General features: G+C 49.8%; 15 protein-coding genes. 6 read left to right on the top strand and 9 right to left on the bottom strand.

The window, feature by feature from the left end:
• Positions 1-41: 41 nt before the first annotated feature.
• From ptsG to metE, 3 genes are all read right to left on the bottom strand, one after another.
• Complete coding sequence (gene ptsG / locus ACJHWT_RS15530) at positions 42-1550, bottom strand: glucose-specific PTS transporter subunit IIBC (RefSeq protein WP_000037969.1); 1509 nt, start codon at positions 1548-1550, stop codon at positions 42-44.
• A 41-nt stretch (positions 1551-1591) separates the two neighbouring features.
• Positions 1592-2149: a 6-phospho-3-hexuloisomerase gene (gene hxlB, locus ACJHWT_RS15525; RefSeq protein ID WP_000339042.1), complete on the bottom strand. Its 558-nt coding sequence runs from the start codon at positions 2147-2149 to the stop codon at positions 1592-1594.
• 338 nt (positions 2150-2487) lie between these two features.
• Positions 2488-4749, bottom strand: coding sequence for a 5-methyltetrahydropteroyltriglutamate--homocysteine S-methyltransferase (gene metE / locus ACJHWT_RS15520; protein ID WP_000153954.1), 2262 nt, complete (start codon positions 4747-4749; stop codon positions 2488-2490).
• 117 nt (positions 4750-4866) lie between these two features.
• On the opposite strand from metE, the gene metR reads away from it, so the two are divergent.
• Positions 4867-5820: an HTH-type transcriptional regulator MetR gene (gene metR / locus ACJHWT_RS15515; RefSeq protein WP_000573618.1), complete on the top strand. Its 954-nt coding sequence runs from the start codon at positions 4867-4869 to the stop codon at positions 5818-5820.
• Here the strand turns inward: metR and bioP are convergent.
• The 3 genes from bioP to pldB form a co-directional block, all read right to left on the bottom strand.
• On the bottom strand, positions 5708-6607 hold the full coding sequence (gene bioP / locus ACJHWT_RS15510) for a biotin transporter (RefSeq protein WP_001196241.1): 900 nt from the start codon (positions 6605-6607) through the stop codon (positions 5708-5710). The two genes, metR and bioP, sit on opposite strands and share 113 nt — an antisense overlap.
• Before the next feature lie 75 nt (positions 6608-6682).
• The gene (yigL, locus tag ACJHWT_RS15505) at positions 6683-7483 is read right to left on the bottom strand and encodes a sugar/pyridoxal phosphate phosphatase YigL (RefSeq protein WP_065203451.1); all 801 of its coding nucleotides are present in this window, start codon (positions 7481-7483) and stop codon (positions 6683-6685) included.
• A 7-nt stretch (positions 7484-7490) separates the two neighbouring features.
• Positions 7491-8513, bottom strand: coding sequence for a lysophospholipase L2 (gene pldB / locus ACJHWT_RS15500; RefSeq protein WP_000487654.1), 1023 nt, complete (start codon positions 8511-8513; stop codon positions 7491-7493).
• Positions 8514-8623: 110 nt separating this feature from the next.
• Between pldB and rhtB the strand changes: the two genes are divergently transcribed.
• A complete protein-coding gene (gene rhtB, locus ACJHWT_RS15495) occupies positions 8624-9244 on the top strand; it encodes a homoserine/homoserine lactone efflux protein (protein ID WP_000171701.1) in 621 nt (206 codons plus the stop codon).
• 61 nt (positions 9245-9305) lie between these two features.
• On the opposite strand, the gene rhtC is transcribed toward rhtB, so the two are convergent.
• The 3 genes from rhtC to pldA all read right to left on the bottom strand — a co-directional run bounded on the left by rhtC (position 9306) and on the right by pldA (position 12813).
• Positions 9306-9926, bottom strand: coding sequence for a threonine export protein RhtC (gene rhtC, locus ACJHWT_RS15490; protein WP_000928844.1), 621 nt, complete (start codon positions 9924-9926; stop codon positions 9306-9308).
• 63 nt (positions 9927-9989) lie between these two features.
• Positions 9990-11819 carry an ATP-dependent DNA helicase RecQ gene (gene recQ, locus ACJHWT_RS15485; protein WP_000035580.1) on the bottom strand — a complete coding sequence of 610 codons (1830 nt, stop codon included), beginning with the start codon at positions 11817-11819 and terminating at the stop codon, positions 9990-9992.
• A 124-nt stretch (positions 11820-11943) separates the two neighbouring features.
• Complete coding sequence (gene pldA / locus ACJHWT_RS15480) at positions 11944-12813, bottom strand: phospholipase A (protein WP_001259697.1); 870 nt, start codon at positions 12811-12813, stop codon at positions 11944-11946.
• A gap of 164 nt (positions 12814-12977) precedes the next feature.
• On the opposite strand from pldA, the gene yigI reads away from it, so the two are divergent.
• From yigI to ACJHWT_RS15460, 4 genes are all read left to right on the top strand, one after another.
• Positions 12978-13445 carry an acyl-CoA thioesterase YigI gene (gene yigI / locus ACJHWT_RS15475; RefSeq protein WP_001277142.1) on the top strand — a complete coding sequence of 156 codons (468 nt, stop codon included), beginning with the start codon at positions 12978-12980 and terminating at the stop codon, positions 13443-13445.
• A gap of 51 nt (positions 13446-13496) precedes the next feature.
• Positions 13497-14387, top strand: coding sequence for an EamA family transporter RarD (rarD, locus tag ACJHWT_RS15470; protein ID WP_000379996.1), 891 nt, complete (start codon positions 13497-13499; stop codon positions 14385-14387).
• A gap of 310 nt (positions 14388-14697) precedes the next feature.
• Positions 14698-15546 carry a YPO3983 family protein gene (locus ACJHWT_RS15465; RefSeq protein ID WP_001059675.1) on the top strand — a complete coding sequence of 283 codons (849 nt, stop codon included), beginning with the start codon at positions 14698-14700 and terminating at the stop codon, positions 15544-15546.
• Entirely contained in the window at positions 15543-16040 is a 498-nt protein-coding gene (locus ACJHWT_RS15460; RefSeq protein ID WP_000837559.1) for a DUF943 family protein, read from the top strand. Before ACJHWT_RS15465 ends, ACJHWT_RS15460 begins: the two co-directional genes overlap by 4 nt.
• The last annotated feature ends 25 nt before the right edge of the window (positions 16041-16065 follow it).

Here is a 16065-nt window from a genome sequence, read left to right as displayed (position 1 = left end):
CTCTCTGTCTGGCGGGCTGAAACCAGCCCGCTAATCTCGAATTAGTTAGCACAGGCCACTGTCATTTCTGTCGGGCGCGGTCTGCTCATTACGGTTTTGATTTCGTCGCGCAGGATTTGCGATTTGCCGCCAAATATCACCTGTACACCGCCATCACCCAGTTTCACTAAACCCGCAGCCCCCAACTCCTTCAGCCGTTTTTCATTCACTTTCTTATCGTCTACCAGCGCCAGCCGCAGGCGTGTTGCGCAGGCATCCACATCTTCGATATTGTCGAAACCACCTACTGCTTCGATGATTTGGTATGGACGTTCTTCGCGCGTTAATGTGGTTGCAACGGCAATCTCTTCATCCTCACGTCCCGGTGTTTTCAGATTCAACTTGCGGATCAGTACCCGAAATACGGTGTAGTAAATCGCTGCATAGCCCGCGCCTGCCAGGAACACCAGATACCACGGCGTGCGGTTTGGCATAACGCCATTCAGTACGAAATCAATAAGACCGCCAGCAAAAGGATGACCAATGTGCACATTCAGGATGTTCATCAGCACAAATGAAGTGGCATATAAGAAGATGTGAATGATGTAGAGAACCGGAGCTGCAAACAAAAATGCATATTCCAGCGGCTCCGTAATCCCGGTAACAAATGTGGTCAGCGCACCGGAGAGTAAAAGGCCTTTAATCAGCGCCTTACGTTCCGGTTTTGCTTCCTGATACATCGCCAACGCGGCGGCAGGTAACGCAAACATCATGATCGGGAAACGACCTGTCATAAACAGCCCCGCCGTCAACGGAACACCGTCGCGCAATTGGGCAAAGAACACCGGAATATCGCCCGTCACCAGTTGCCCGGATTTGGTCATGTAGTCGCCAAAGTTGTAATAAAACGGCACGTTCCAGATATGATGCAGGCCAAAAGGAATCAGCGAACGTTCGCCAACGGCGTAAATAAAGGCCGCGAAGTTCGCGTTATGCCCACTGGTCACCAGCGTTGAAAGCGACGCCAGACCTTTTTGTACCGGTATCCACAGCCACGGCAATAAATAGCCGACAATAATTGCCGCCACCGCCGTAATAATAGGTACAAAGCGTTTTCCACCGAAGAAACCAAGAAACTGAGGCAATTCAATATTGTGGAAGCGGGTATAGAGCAGATAAACAAAGATGGCGACAATCAAACCGCCAAACACTCCCGTTTGTAACGTCGGTACCCCGAGGATCATCGCATAGTCACCGTTACTGGCTGCAACGGACTCCGCGGTAATGCCAAGTTGCGTTCCCATCGTGGCATTCATGATCATGTAATTGATAATCGCTGAAAGTGATGAAGAACCATCACCTGTCAGGCCAATCACAATACCGACACAAAACAGCAAAGGAAGGTTGGCGAAAATCAGGCCGCCGCAATTCGCCAGCAGCTCAATGTTAAATGAAATCCCGATGGCTAAAATCAAACCCGCCGCCGGAAGAATGGCGATTGGTAACATCAGAGCAGAAGAAAATTTCTGCAACTTCTTGAAGTTAAACAAGGATGTTATTTTTTTGCTCATTTTTATTCTCCTGTAGGGTATCGAGCAAATAACGGCGACGACTATTCCAGATTGGCGTGGCGCTTAAACAGTTCACTTTCCGGCGCACCACTTTCAGCAGCCATCTTCATCACTAATGCATCGGCAATCACCAGCAAAGCTTGCTCATACAACGACGCCATCGGCTGTGCCGAGCGGAAAACAGAATCTTTTTGATTTTTGGAAGGGGCATTAATTTGCACGATGACATCGACAAACTCGGTGATAGTGGCGTGTCGATTCGTGGTTAACACCGCCACAGCGCCGCCAAGCTGACGTGCTTTTTTCGCCAGTGCCACCAGTTGTGCTGTCTCACCGGAAGCGGAAGAAACGATAAACAGATCGCCAGGCCCAAAGTTCGGCGTAATGGTTTCCGTCAGGAAGTAAACCTCTTTTCCCATATGCATCAGGCGCATGGTGAAGGCTTTCATGGAAAAGCCGGCACGTCCCAGGCCATAGCAGAAAACGCGCTGGCTTTGCTGAATAGCGTCGATCAATTTGGTGCAGTCATCCTCACGGATAGAGTCCTTAACGAAGGTTAATTCATTGATGATCTCAGTGATGTACAGCTTTGCGTCCATTTCACACCTCATGAAATAATTTTCTCAAACACAAAATCTCATGAAATTTTATTTCATTCCAATGCATCAGTATGAAATGTGAAGCTAGTCACAAGAAAGATCATAGGTTGATATGTTTTTCATTAAAAAACATAGAGATATCAAGTAATTTTTAATATGTGATGGAGAGGCAGATAGAAAAAATGGCGGAAATGACGAAATTTATTTCATGAGAAGGGAATAAAGAAGATTTTCTTAAACAGGGTATGAACTGATATCTGGAATGGTTTACGCAGTATGCTGGGAAGACGCCGCTGTAATGAGAAAAGACCGGGTGGTATTACCACCCGGTTTGGATTTTACCCCCGACGCAAATTCTGCGCCGCCTGCACCATGTTCGCCAGTGCCGCGCGGGTTTCTGGCCAGCCGCGCGTTTTCAGGCCACAGTCCGGGTTGACCCACAGACGCTCTGCCGGAATGCGTTTTGCCGCTTTCTTCAGCAAGGCTTCAATCCATTCCACGCTCGGTACGTTTGGCGAGTGAATGTCATAGACACCAGGACCGATTTCATTTGGATAATCAAACTCTTCAAACGACTCCAGCAACTCCATGTCGGAACGCGAGGTTTCGATGGTGATGACGTCTGCGTCCAGCGCCGCAATCGAATCCATGATGTCGTTGAACTCGCAGTAACACATGTGAGTGTGGATTTGTGTGTCATCTTTCGCCACGGCGGCGTTGATACGGAAAGCCTCCACGCCCCACTGGAGATAGGCATCCCAGTCGCTGCGACGCAGTGGTAAACCTTCGCGCAATGCCGGTTCGTCAATCTGAATGATGCCAATTCCAGCGGCTTCCAGGTCCGCCACTTCATCACGCAGCGCCAGCGCAATTTGTTTGGCGATGGTTTCACGGCTGACATCTTCACGCGGGAACGACCAGCAGAGAATAGTCACCGGGCCGGTCAACATCCCTTTCACCGGTTTATCAGTCAGGGATTGCGCATATTTTGCCCACTCCACGGTAATCGGCGCCGGACGACTAACGTCACCAATAACAATCGGTGGCTTCACGCAGCGGGAACCGTAGCTCTGTACCCAACCGTTTTGCGTAAAGACAAACCCGTCGAGGTGCTCGCCAAAGTATTCCACCATGTCATTACGCTCGGCCTCGCCATGTACCAGCACATCCAGTCCCAAACGTTCCTGCTCAACAATGGCCTGCTTGATATGTTCCGCAATGCCCGTACGGTAGTTATTGGCGTCGAGATTACCCTTTTTGAAATCCAGACGCAGGGTACGAATCTCCGTGGTTTGCGGGAAGGAACCAATCGTGGTGGTCGGCCACGCGGGCAGTTTAAAACGCGCACGCTGGGCTTCAGCACGCACTTCATAGACATTCGCACGCTGACTGTCCTGAGCGGTGATCGCCGCCAGACGCTTTTCTACTGCCGGATTATGTACACGAGTAGAGTGACGACGCGCCTGAATCGGAGCGCTCCACTCTGCCAGAGCTGCCGTATCACCACTGTTCAGCGCATCGCGCAGCAATGCCAGTTCATGACATTTTTGCAGGGCGAAGGCAAACCAGCTTTTCACTTCTGCATCAAGACGCGTTTCCACGCTCAGGTCGATGGGGCTGTGCAGCAACGAGCAGGAAGATGCCACCCACAAATCGCGTTTGCCGACAATGTCCTTAATTTGCGCATATTTCTCGGTAAGATCGGCGCGCCAGACGTTACGACCATTGATAAGACCCGCAGACAGCAGCCAGTCAGAAGGCAGACGCTTGTGCAGTTCAGCAACGTCATCTTTACCATGTACAAGATCGACATGCAGACCCTGAACAGGCAGCGCAGTAATCGTGTCGAGATTTGGCGTTACGCCTTCAAAATAGGTGGTCAGCAGCAGTTTCACCTGTCCCTGGAGCGCGTCGTAAGCGGGTTTGTATGCGTTCAGCCACGCCTGCGGCAGTTCCAGTACCAACGCGGGTTCATCAATCTGTACCCACTCGATGCCGCGTTTCGCCAGTTCTGCCAGCACTTGCTGATAAACCGGCAGAATGTCGTTCAGCAGGCTCAGGCGATCAAACTGTTCACCTTTCACTTTACCCAGCCACAGGTAGGTAACCGGCCCCAGCAGCACAGGTTTCACCTTGTGGCCCAGCGCCAGCGCCTCGTCCACTTCCTCCAGCAGCTGCGTCCAGGTCAGTTTGAACTGTTGGCCTTTAACGAACTCCGGCACCATGTAGTGATAGTTGGTGTTAAACCATTTGGTCATTTCCGCTGCCGCCGCAGGTTCGCCAGTCGGTGCACGTCCACGACCAATACGGAACAGGGTGTCGATATCTACCGAACCATCGTTGTTCTGATGACGTGGCGGAACATTACCCAGCAGCAGACTGGTGGTCAGTACATGATCGTACCAGGCAAAATCGCCCACCGGCAGCAGGTCGATACCCGCTTGCTTTTGTTGATCCCAGTGACGAGCACGCAATTCACGCCCTACCGCCAGCAGTTCTTCACGCGTGGAGTTCCCCGCCCAATAACTCTCTTGCGCTTTTTTCAGCTCGCGACGCAGGCCAACGCGAGGGAAACCGAGGGTGTGATTAAGAATTGTCATTATATGCCCCTTATGGAATTTTTAGTATTTAGCCGTCCAGATGTTTACACATCCATAATTGGCGGTTACTGTATATTCCTCAAGCGCAAATTATTCATGCCGAAGTGAAGGACTTTCATGATCGAAGTAAAACACCTGAAAACGCTACAAGCGTTGCGGAACTGCGGCTCGCTCGCAGCCGCTGCGGCGACGTTGCATCAAACGCAATCCGCCCTGTCTCACCAGTTTAGCGATCTGGAACAACGCCTTGGCTTCCGGCTATTTGTGCGTAAAAGCCAGCCGCTTCGCTTTACACCGCAGGGAGAAATCCTGTTGCAACTGGCAAATCAGGTGCTGCCGCAAATTAGCCAGGCACTGCAAGCCTGCAATGAACCGCAGCAGACGCGCCTGCGCATTGCCATAGAGTGCCATAGCTGTATTCAGTGGCTGACGCCCGCATTAGAAAATTTCCATAAGAACTGGCCGCAGGTGGAGATGGATTTTAAATCGGGCGTAACGTTTGATCCGCAGCCTGCGTTGCAACAGGGCGAGCTGGATCTGGTGATGACGTCAGATATTCTGCCGCGCAGTGGCCTGCATTATTCGCCGATGTTCGACTATGAAGTGCGTCTGGTGTTAGCACCTGACCATCCACTGGCGGCGAAAACGCGAATTACACCGGAAGATCTCGCCAGCGAGACGCTGTTGATTTATCCGGTGCAGCGTAGCCGACTGGATGTCTGGCGGCATTTTCTTCAGCCGGCAGGCGTCAGCCCGTCACTGAAAAGCGTCGATAACACCTTATTGTTGATTCAGATGGTTGCCGCACGGATGGGTATTGCCGCACTACCGCATTGGGTGGTGGAGAGTTTTGAACGCCAGGGTCTGGTGGTCACCAAAACCCTGGGCGAAGGCTTGTGGAGCCGACTGTACGCCGCCGTGCGCGATGGCGAGCAGCGTCAGCCGATTACAGAAGCGTTTATTCGTTCAGCGCGCAATCACGCCTGCGATCATCTGCCGTTTGTGAAGAGCGCGGAGCGACCCACTTACGATGCACCCACAGTGAGGCCAGGATCACCAGCGCGCCTGTAATAAACGTTGGCCAGTGCGGCTGTTGGTGCCAGATAGCCAGGTTTACCAGCAGCCCTGCCGGAACGTGCATATTATTCATAATGCCCAGCGTTCCGGCGTCCACCTGCGTCGCGCCGTAGTTCCACATAAAGTAGCCAATCCCGGAAGCCACCACGCCAAGAAACACCAGAATGCCCCATTGCAACGTGGTTTGCGGCATTTTCTGCGTATTTCCTAGCAAGAACCATGCAATCACTGCCACCAGGAACGCGCCAAGATAGAACCACGCAAAGGCGTTATGCTGCGGCATCGGGCGAGTTTCCATCAGACGTTTGTAACCCACCATGCCGATGGCAAAAGTGATATTGGAGAGCTGCACCAGCAACAAACCAGTCCAGAAATGGTCGGTGACCTGATCATAGCGAATAATCCCGGCACCAATCACCGCCAGCAAGGCGCTAAAAGCATAGCCCCAGCGCAGACGGCGCTTACTCATGATGTCATAAATCAGCGTGATGTAGAGCGGCGTCAGTACGGTGAACAACAGCAGTTCAGAAACCGTCAGGTAGAGATAGGCGCGGAAACTCAGCATATACATCACACCGAGCTGCATCGCGCCCACCAGCATATACAGGCCGACTGTTTTCAGGCTATTGCCACGGGTGCGCAGAAACGGCAGAAAAACGAGTGCCGCCAGACCAACGCGCACCAGCACCGCAAAATAGCTATCGACGTGCCCCGCAAGGTACTCGCCATAAAAGCTAAAGGAGAAGGCCCACAGAATCGTGGTGATGATAAGTAGCGCCACAATGGAAAACTCTTTGATTAACGAGTATCCATTGTAGCGAAGTATCAGGTTGACAACTGACCAAATAAAGAACGATTACGATAAATAGAGCTTACGCAGATAATGCGGCACCGCGTCTTCGGCGTTAGTACCAATCACTTCCAGCTCTGGATGCAGATCTTTCAGCCGTTGATGCGCGCTGCCCATAATGCAGCCTTTCCCCGCCATCGACAGCATTTCGGCATCGTTCATTCCATCGCCAAAGGCAATACAATCTTGCAGGCTGTAGCCCAGTTTCTTCGCTACCGCTTCCAGGGCATGGCCTTTTGAAACGCCGCCAGCCATGACTTCCAGGCAGGTTAAGGTAGAGAAACTGACATTGACGCGATCGCCCCAGCGAGCGTTAATCGCTTGCTCCAGTGGCAGAAGTTTTTCATGAGAATCGCAAGTGAAGAACACTTTGCTGACGCCTTCCGGCTCCAGCAATCCCGGCTCATACAGCGCATAATTGAACACCGCTTCTTTGAAAAAGCGCATCTCTTCCGGGCGATGGCGATTCATAAACCATTCGTCGTCGCGATAAACGTTAGTAATGATGTCCGGATTGTCGTTGACTACGCCAAACAGATCGCTGGCAATGTCGCGATCCAGGTTATGAGCAAAAATCAGATTGCCATCCAGATCGTGAACGCGCGCGCCATTGGAGGTAATCATGTAAGACTTAATCTCCAGATTATCGCGAATTTTCCCCACATCAACGTGGTGACGGCCGGTCGCAAACACAAAGTTGATGCCGCGCGCGGTGAGCAGCTTCAGAGTTTCTTTGGCGTAAGGGGATAACGTATGGTCGGGAGAAAGTAACGTGCCATCTAAATCAGACGCAACAACCTGGTACATAAGAAATTTAAACCTCTGTAGAGCGGTTTCCGCTGGGTGAGTTATGCCTGTTGAAAAAATCAACGATAGCGTGGAGCGCGACTGAGCGCATTGCGTCCTTTTCAAAAAGGATCTCATGGTAAGCACCTTTAATTACCAACGGCCGTCCTCCTTCGACAGGATGGCCCGCAGCGGTGCGGAGTTCACAAAAACGGTCGTGCATGCGGTTATCCACCACGCGTTCCTCTTCAGCCTGCAAGAGAAGCGTTGGCGTGGCGTCATCACCCGCACCGGCTAACACCTGTTCGCCAGCCAGAATACTTTCGCGTACCCAATGGTAGGTCGGCCCACCGACGCGAATCGTTGGGTCATCAGCATAGAAGCGTAAGTTACGTCGATAGCGCTGTCTGCTGTGGGTCAGTACGTTGATAGCAAAAGGCAACGCGCGCCAGCGCCCGGTGCCTATTGCATAGCCATCACGGAAACGTGGATGCGCTTCGGCCCAGTTGAGGATCTGCCGTGCCATAAATGACGGCATACGAATCACGATGCCAAACATTGGCGCAGTTAGCGCAATGGCGTCACATACACCTGGATGGCGTTGCAGAAATAATGTGGAGATCGCACCGCCCATCGAATGTGCCAGTATATAGCGTTTACGCCACGGACCGGGCTGGACCTCCTGTTGCCAGAATGCCGCCAGATCATCAACATAATCATTAAAGCGATTAACATGCCCGAGATGCGGATCGGCTAACAGGCGACCGGAACGTCCCTGCCCGCGATGGTCGATGATTAAGACATCAAACCCCAAATGGAACAGGTCGTAGGCCAGTTCCGCATATTTTACGTAGCTCTCAATACGCCCCGGGCAGATGACTACCACCCTGTCATGGTGCTGTGCGCGAAAACGGACAAAGCGCACCGGAATGTCATCCACACCAGTAAACTCTGCTTCATCTCGCTGACGCCAGAAATCAGTCAGCGGTCCCATGGTAAAAGCAGCAAACGCGTTTTCTCTTGTTTCCCAGTCTTTTTGCTGCTGAAACATCGGGTAATCTGCCTCTTAAACCACGTAAAATCGTTTTTTTAAGCGTGCCTGACACAACGCTGCGACAGTAGCGTATTGTGGCACAAAAATAGACACACCGGGAGTTCATCATGACCTTAGAATGGTGGTTTGCCTACCTGCTGACATCGATCATTTTAAGCCTGTCGCCAGGCTCTGGCGCAATCAACACCATGACCACCTCGCTCAACCACGGTTATCGCGGCGCGGTGGCGTCTATTGCTGGGCTTCAGACCGGACTGGCGATTCATATTGTGCTGGTTGGCGTGGGGTTGGGGACGCTATTTTCCCGCTCAGTGATTGCGTTTGAAGTGTTGAAGTGGGCAGGCGCAGCTTACTTGATTTGGCTTGGGATCCAGCAGTGGCGCGCCGCTGGCGCAATTGATCTTAAACCGCTGGCCTCTACTCAATCGCGTCGACATTTGTTCCAGCGCGCAGTTTTTGTCAATCTCACCAATCCCAAAAGTATTGTGTTTCTGGCGGCGCTATTTCCGCAATTCATCATGCCGCAGCAGCCACAACTGATGCAGTATATCGTGCTCGGCGTCACCACTATTGTGGTCGATATTATTGTGATGATCGGTTACGCCACCCTTGCTCAACGGATTGCGTTATGGATAAAAGGGCCGAAACAGATGAAGGCATTGAATAAGATTTTTGGCTCGCTGTTTATGCTGGTAGGAGCGTTGTTGGCATCGGCGAGGCATGCGTGAAAAATAATGTCGGATGCGGCATAAACGCCTTATCCGACTTACTCTGATGAAGCGTTTGGCATCAACGAGAAATAATCAAATGAATGCCAAATCCGGCAAATAACGCCCCGGCAAAACCATCAATCCACTTCGCCAGACGTTGATAACCACGGCGCATTTGCGGTAGAGCAAACAGGCTGGCAACCACCGTAAACCATGCCAGTGTTTCGATAATAATCAACGCGAAAATGCCCCAGCGCTCAGTGGTGCCGACGTTATCGCCGACAAACAGCGAGAATACCGAACCAAAGTAGATAATTGCTTTCGGATTGGCGAGATTGGTCAGTAAGCCTTTCAGGAAACTGCGCCCGCTTTTTGCCAGTTCTACCTGTGGCGCAGGCGCAGAAACGACCTCTTTTTTCAGTGCGCTACGCAGCATCTGATAACCCATCCAGCAGAGATACAGGCCACCGCCCACCATAATCAGCGTATGCAGCCAGGCCATTTTTTCGATAATCAAATGCAGGCCAAGCAACGCGATCCCTGCCCAGACCATTACGCCGCAGGTAATGCCCAGCACGCCCATCATCGCCTCTTTACGGGAACGACTGACAGCGGTCTGAGAAACAAAGAAGAAATCGGGACCGGGGCTCATAAGCGCCACAATGTGCACCATGGCGACGGTGAGGAATAACATCAACATACATTAGACTCGCGGGGGAAACGTTTACGGAGTCTTCATCCTGGCACTTTTTTATCCTGCTGACTACTCTTCGTCATCGCCATCGACATGCGCACGAATCAGCGCCATAAACGGTTTGCCAAAGCGTTCCAGCTTGCGCATCCCAACGCCGTTAACGCTGAGCATTTCGCTGGCAGTGATCGGCATCTGTTCCGCCATCTCAATCAAGGTTGCGTCGTTAAATACCACGTACGGCGGGACATTGCTTTCATCGGCAATCGATTTACGCAGTTTGCGTAATTTGGCGAACAGTTTGCGATCATAGTTGCCGCCGAACGATTTCTGCATCGCTTTCGGTTTGAGCGCCACGATACGCGGCACGGCAAGTTGCAAAGAGGATTCGCCGCGCAGCACCGGACGCGCAGCCTCTGTCAGTTGTAGGGCAGAATGCTGGGCAATATTTTGCGTCACCAGGCCGAGGTGAATCAGCTGGCGGATCACGCTCACCCAATGTTCATGGCTTTTATCACGGCCCATGCCATAGACTTTCAGTTTGTCATGACCATAGTCGCGGATACGCTGGTTATTAGCGCCACGAATCACTTCCACCACATAGCCCATCCCAAACCGCTGATTCACACGACCAATGGTGGAAAGGGCAATCTGAGCATCGGTTGAACCATCGTATTGTTTCGGCGGATCGAGGCAGATATCGCAGTTCCCGCACGGCTCCTGCCGCCCTTCGCCAAAATAGTTCAGCAATACCAGACGACGGCAAGTTTGCGCTTCGGCAAACGCGCCCATCGCATTGAGTTTATGACGTTCGATATCCTGTAACTGCCCCTGCGGTTTCTCTTCCAGACAACGACGCAGCCACGCCATATCCGCCGGATCGTAAAACAGCATCGCTTCCGCGGGCAGGCCATCACGCCCGGCGCGTCCGGTTTCCTGATAATAGGATTCAATGTTGCGCGGAATATCAAAATGCACCACGAAGCGAACGTTTGGTTTATTGATGCCCATGCCGAACGCCACCGTCGCCACCACAATTTGCAGGTCATCGCGCTGGAATTTTTCCTGCACGTCCGCACGGACATCGTTTTCAAGCCCGGCGTGATAAGCCGCTGCGCTGATACCCTTGCTTTGCAGACGCGCGGCGGTGTCTTCTACTTTCGCACGACTATTACAGTAAATAATCCCCGACTTACCGCGTTGTTCCTGCACGTAGCGCATCAGCTGATCGAGCGGTTTGAACTTCTCCATCAACATGTAGCGAATATTCGGACGGTCAAAACTGCTAATTTGAATCAGCGGATCGTTCAGCCCCAGCAGGCGCACGATATCCTGCCGCGTGGTGTCGTCGGCGGTGGCGGTCAGCGCCATAAACGGCAGCGTCGGGAACCGCTGGCGCAACTGACCGAGCGCGGCATATTCCGGGCGGAAATCGTGGCCCCATTGGGAGATACAGTGCGCTTCATCAACGGCTAATAACACCGGATTCCAGTGCGCCAGATGCTCAAGAAAGTTATCCAGCATCAGGCGTTCCGGGGCGATATAAAGCAGACGAATTTGCCCGGTGCGACAGCCTGTCATCACTTCAAGTTGCTGTTCGCGGGTTTGCGTCGAGTTAAGGCACGCCGCCGCCACGCCGTTGGCTTGCAGTTGATCCACCTGATCTTTCATCAACGAAATCAGCGGTGAAACAACCACGGTAAGGCCGTTTAGCAATAAGGCAGGAATTTGATAGCAAAGGGATTTTCCGCCACCGGTGGGCATGACGACCAGGCAATCGCGACCGGAAAGCACAGTGTCGATAATCTCTTCCTGGCCGGGGCGAAACTGTTGGTAGCCAAAGGTTTCTTGTAAAACCTGTTTAGCTCCGGACTCCAGATTCAACACTTCCGCCTGCGCCACATTCACCCCGATTGCCTGAAATAAAAACAGGCGCTATTTTCAGCGCCTGCGCGAGAAACTGCAATGCTTTTAGTCTCTGAGAGGGTAATCCTGGATACTGGATTCCAGATTTGACAACCATTCATCAAAACAGGTCGTTTAGCATAACTCCCACACCAACGCGGGTCTGGTTGAAGTTATAGTCGATGAGCGATTCGCCGTAACCACTGTAAACCTGAGTATAAAGGCGCACATGTTTGGTGATCGGGTAACTTAAGCCTAACTCCGCACCACCGTAACCGGTGTTCCAGTTGTACTGCCCTTTCGCGCTCAGTACCGCATCACCGAGGTGATAGCCGATTTTAAGCTGGTAATAGCCCATATATTTGGTGATGTCCGGGTTATCGTCCGTATTCCCCACCACATACCACGGCTTCACCTCTACCAGCCAGTTACCGTTTTCTGCCATCAGGCGGGTATAAAGGCGGTTCCAGCTGCGGGAAGTCGGGTCTGAACGCCCGTTTGAGTCGTGGTTGTAGCCCATTTCCACATCGCGCAGCGTCCAGCCAGCAAAGTTGTAATCCGTGGCAAAACCGAGGAACAATTGCGGTTCGTAGTTAGTTTCACGAAACGGTGAAGACTCTTCGCTATTGGACAGTTGCCACCAGGATTTTTGCGTATAAGACGCACCCAACACCGAGTTCGGGCCTAAAATCCCACGCCACAGCGGAAATGCCAGGCTCAACTGAAACTTTACTTCATCCTTACGCGCATTTTCCGCCCAGTCGTAACTGGCAATCGCTTCTTTGTTCAGATCGCTGGTTTGGGTGTAGATGAGGTAGTTGGTGTCATAAGGATAGAGCGTGAACGGATTGTCATGCTCCTGCAGCATATTGGCAATAATACTGCCACGCACCGCTGGCGCGTCATGCACCTCTTTCACCGTTGCCTCTTGTGCATATACTGCCATAGGCAACATAAACACCGGCAACAACCAGCCCTGCAGAGTCCGCATCGGTCGTGTTCTCCGTAACGAATTATTGATTAGATGAATATTTTTCTGCGGGCTATTTTACATACTTAACTCCTTTGCCGTTAGTTATCCCTTCCTAAAGTAGAAAACCACAATTAAGAAGCATAAAATCAACATTTCATTAACCAATGAGGTGTAAGGATGATATGTCTGCCGTACTGACCGCTGAACAAGCCCTGAAATTAGTGGGTGAGATGTTTGTTTATCACATGCCATTTAACCGCGCATTGGGGATGGAACTGGAGCGTTACGAAAAAGAGTTCGCACAGCTGGCCTTTAAAAATCAGCCAATGATGGTGGGTAACTGGGCGCAAAGCATTTTGCACGGCGGGGTCATTGCGTCGGCGCTGGATGTCGCCGCAGGTCTGGTGTGCGTGGGAAGTACCTTAACCCGCCACGAAACCATCAGTGAAGATGAACTACGCCAGCGGCTATCGCGGATGGGGACCATTGATCTTCGCGTCGATTATCTGCGCCCAGGCAGGGGCGAGCGTTTTACTGCTACCAGTAGTCTGTTGCGTGCAGGCAATAAAGTCGCCGTTGCCCGCGTTGAATTACACAATGAAGAACAGCTTTATATAGCCAGTGCCACCGCCACCTATATGGTAGGTTGATAACGTAAAAGCAGGTAAACTGCTTTTACCAATAAAAAATGAGTTTTGCCAATGGACACCAAACAAACGCGGCAGGGCGTATTACTCGCTCTTGCCGCTTATTTTATTTGGGGTATTGCGCCAGCGTACTTCAAGCTGATTTACTACGTGCCCGCCGATGAGATCCTGACGCATCGCGTGATCTGGTCGTTTTTCTTTATGGTGGTGCTGATGAGCATTTGCCGCCAGTGGTCCTATTTAAAAACGCTGATTCAGACACCAAAGAAAATCTTCATGCTGGCAGTCTCTGCCGTGCTGATTGGTGGCAACTGGCTACTGTTTATCTGGGCGGTGAACAATCACCATATGCTGGAAGCGAGCCTTGGTTACTTTATTAACCCGCTGGTGAACATTGTGCTGGGGATGATTTTCCTCGGCGAGCGATTCCGCCGGATGCAATGGCTGGCGGTGATTCTGGCGATATGTGGTGTATTGGTCCAGCTCTGGACTTTTGGTTCGCTGCCAATCATCGCGCTGGGGCTGGCGTTTAGTTTTGCCTTCTACGGCCTGGTACGCAAGAAAATTGCCGTTGAAGCGCAAACCGGCATGTTAATCGAAACCATGTGGCTGCTGCCCGTGGCGGCGATTTACCTGTTTGCTATTGCCGACAGCTCAACCAGCCATATGGGGCAAAACCCGATGTCGCTGAATTTACTGCTGATCGCCGCCGGTATTGTCACCACCGTGCCACTGTTATGTTTTACCGCAGCAGCTACACGCTTACGACTCTCAACATTAGGCTTTTTCCAGTACATTGGGCCGACGCTAATGTTCCTGTTGGCAGTGACGTTTTATGGTGAAAAACCGGGTGCCGATAAGATGGTGACTTTCACCTTTATTTGGGTGGCGCTGGCAATTTTTGTGATGGATGCGATTTATACGCAGCGTAGAACGGCCAAATAAAAAATAAATATATTCTGAAAAAATATGCCGACTCTTGCATGAGAGTGGGCATATTGCCATGCTGACAGGAGACTCACATAAGGAAAGGCAGAATTTCCAGACGTCGTTGTATATTTTCATTTGCTTTAATAAATTTCATTTTTGGTAAATTCAGCATTATGTTATTAGCGATGAGCAAGACCAATCATTAACCAAGTTCTCTTCAGAATGTAATGAAAAATGTGAAGTGCATTTCTTTTTTAAAATTTTTTTAGCCTATTATTTCTTATCAAATTAACATTGCCATTAATTATAAGAAAGGAGAATATAAATGAACAACATATTAGGCTCATCAATTAATATGCCCTGTACACTTTTCGAAACTATTACTTTATTCGATGATTTTTCTGCTGATGATATGCAATATGGGGATATGGAAGAACAAGATTTTCTCTCACTCGGCTTGAGCGACATCTCTGCAAAAGTTGATCCTTACCGCCTCATTAAATACCATTTTCCTGGGCCGAATTCTACTTATGGTGCTTTTAGTGTTCCAACTTCTGGAACAAAAATATCACAAAGTGAATGTATTGATATTTTATTTGCAGAAATGAAAGATCTGGCAAAAATGTTTTCCTTTTTTGGACAATACAAAACACTCATCCAGGATCTGATTGATCATTTTAGATATGGAAATGGCAACAGTTTCCATAGCCAGGAATTGAACTTATCTTTTCATGAACGAATAAACAAATATGATTATAATAGCCCAATACGTGTAATCAAAGAATGTATCGAAAATGATATTTCTTCAACACCTACGATAGGATACCGGCCTCTTCTCCTACAAAAGATTAAGACCGAATTACTTTCATCAAGACTAAATAAATTTAATGACTTCGAGGACAGTTTTAATGGCTTAGGAATCAGTGTTCATGATATTTCAGCTCAAAAAATATCTCTTTTAAGTTTTCAAAAATACGCTATAGGATGGAGTGCAACAATTCATTTTGTAGCACAGGACCACTTCGGTCTTGATGTAACTGATATCAAAAACAAGACTTATAGCAAATATAGATTTTTTCGCATATGGTTCTTTTTACAACGGCATAAAGACTTTGCTTTCAAACCTTTTTTCACCAATTTTAACACTATAGAAAGAATCGAAAATTATCTATGAAAAGCAAACTCCAGAAAATTATATTATGTTTATTTCTTCTATGCTGCATCTATAATTTATGGACATTGCGTCCTGTACAGATTTTGTATACATACTCTGATGCTGGCAATTCAGTCTTTCTGGTCGTTGATCATCTGCCATGGACTGACAGCGATAAAATAAATTGGTATCTGAAGCATCAGAATGAAATTAAAAATCAACATCCCCTACCAGAAGGTAGTTGGCATACCTGGTATGTTATTGATATCGGTAATGGCTTCACTGACTATAAAAAATATATCGAAGGGCCGTATGAAGATCTCTACTGTTTCCCGACGATTAAGAGCAATGATAATTGCATCGTAAAAAACTATTTAATGGTTATTAATGAATATCCTTACCGTAATACTCATTTTTTTATTGCTGATAACAATGAGTATCAACTAACCCAGGAAAATAAGATAGAGCGAGTGTTCAACCCGCATGACTTTGAAAAAGACAATTTTCAGCAATAAGCCGGATAAAGAACAATCTTTACCC

Source organism: Escherichia sp. WS338, assembly GCF_046486405.1.
GTDB classification, from domain to species: Bacteria; Pseudomonadota; Gammaproteobacteria; order Enterobacterales; family Enterobacteriaceae; genus Escherichia; species Escherichia coli.
This window is presented reverse-complemented; position numbering and strand designations above follow the sequence as displayed.

Bases quoted from the DNA above. Each gene is read 5' to 3' on its own strand.
- ptsG (WP_000037969.1), bottom strand. From the start codon at position 1,550: ATGAGCAAAAAAATAACATCCTTGTTTAACTTCAAGAAGTTGCAGAAA.
- hxlB (WP_000339042.1), bottom strand. From the start codon at position 2,149: ATGGACGCAAAGCTGTACATCACTGAGATCATCAATGAATTAACCTTC.
- metE (WP_000153954.1), bottom strand. From the start codon at position 4,749: ATGACAATTCTTAATCACACCCTCGGTTTCCCTCGCGTTGGCCTGCGT.
- metR (WP_000573618.1), top strand. From the start codon at position 4,867: ATGATCGAAGTAAAACACCTGAAAACGCTACAAGCGTTGCGGAACTGC.
- yigL (WP_065203451.1), bottom strand. From the start codon at position 7,483: ATGTACCAGGTTGTTGCGTCTGATTTAGATGGCACGTTACTTTCTCCC.
- pldB (WP_000487654.1), bottom strand. From the start codon at position 8,513: ATGTTTCAGCAGCAAAAAGACTGGGAAACAAGAGAAAACGCGTTTGCT.
- rhtB (WP_000171701.1), top strand. From the start codon at position 8,624: ATGACCTTAGAATGGTGGTTTGCCTACCTGCTGACATCGATCATTTTA.
- rhtC (WP_000928844.1), bottom strand. From the start codon at position 9,926: ATGTTGATGTTATTCCTCACCGTCGCCATGGTGCACATTGTGGCGCTT.
- pldA (WP_001259697.1), bottom strand. From the start codon at position 12,813: ATGCGGACTCTGCAGGGCTGGTTGTTGCCGGTGTTTATGTTGCCTATG.
- yigI (WP_001277142.1), top strand. From the start codon at position 12,978: ATGTCTGCCGTACTGACCGCTGAACAAGCCCTGAAATTAGTGGGTGAG.
- rarD (WP_000379996.1), top strand. From the start codon at position 13,497: ATGGACACCAAACAAACGCGGCAGGGCGTATTACTCGCTCTTGCCGCT.
- ACJHWT_RS15465 (WP_001059675.1), top strand. From the start codon at position 14,698: ATGAACAACATATTAGGCTCATCAATTAATATGCCCTGTACACTTTTC.
- ACJHWT_RS15460 (WP_000837559.1), top strand. From the start codon at position 15,543: ATGAAAAGCAAACTCCAGAAAATTATATTATGTTTATTTCTTCTATGC.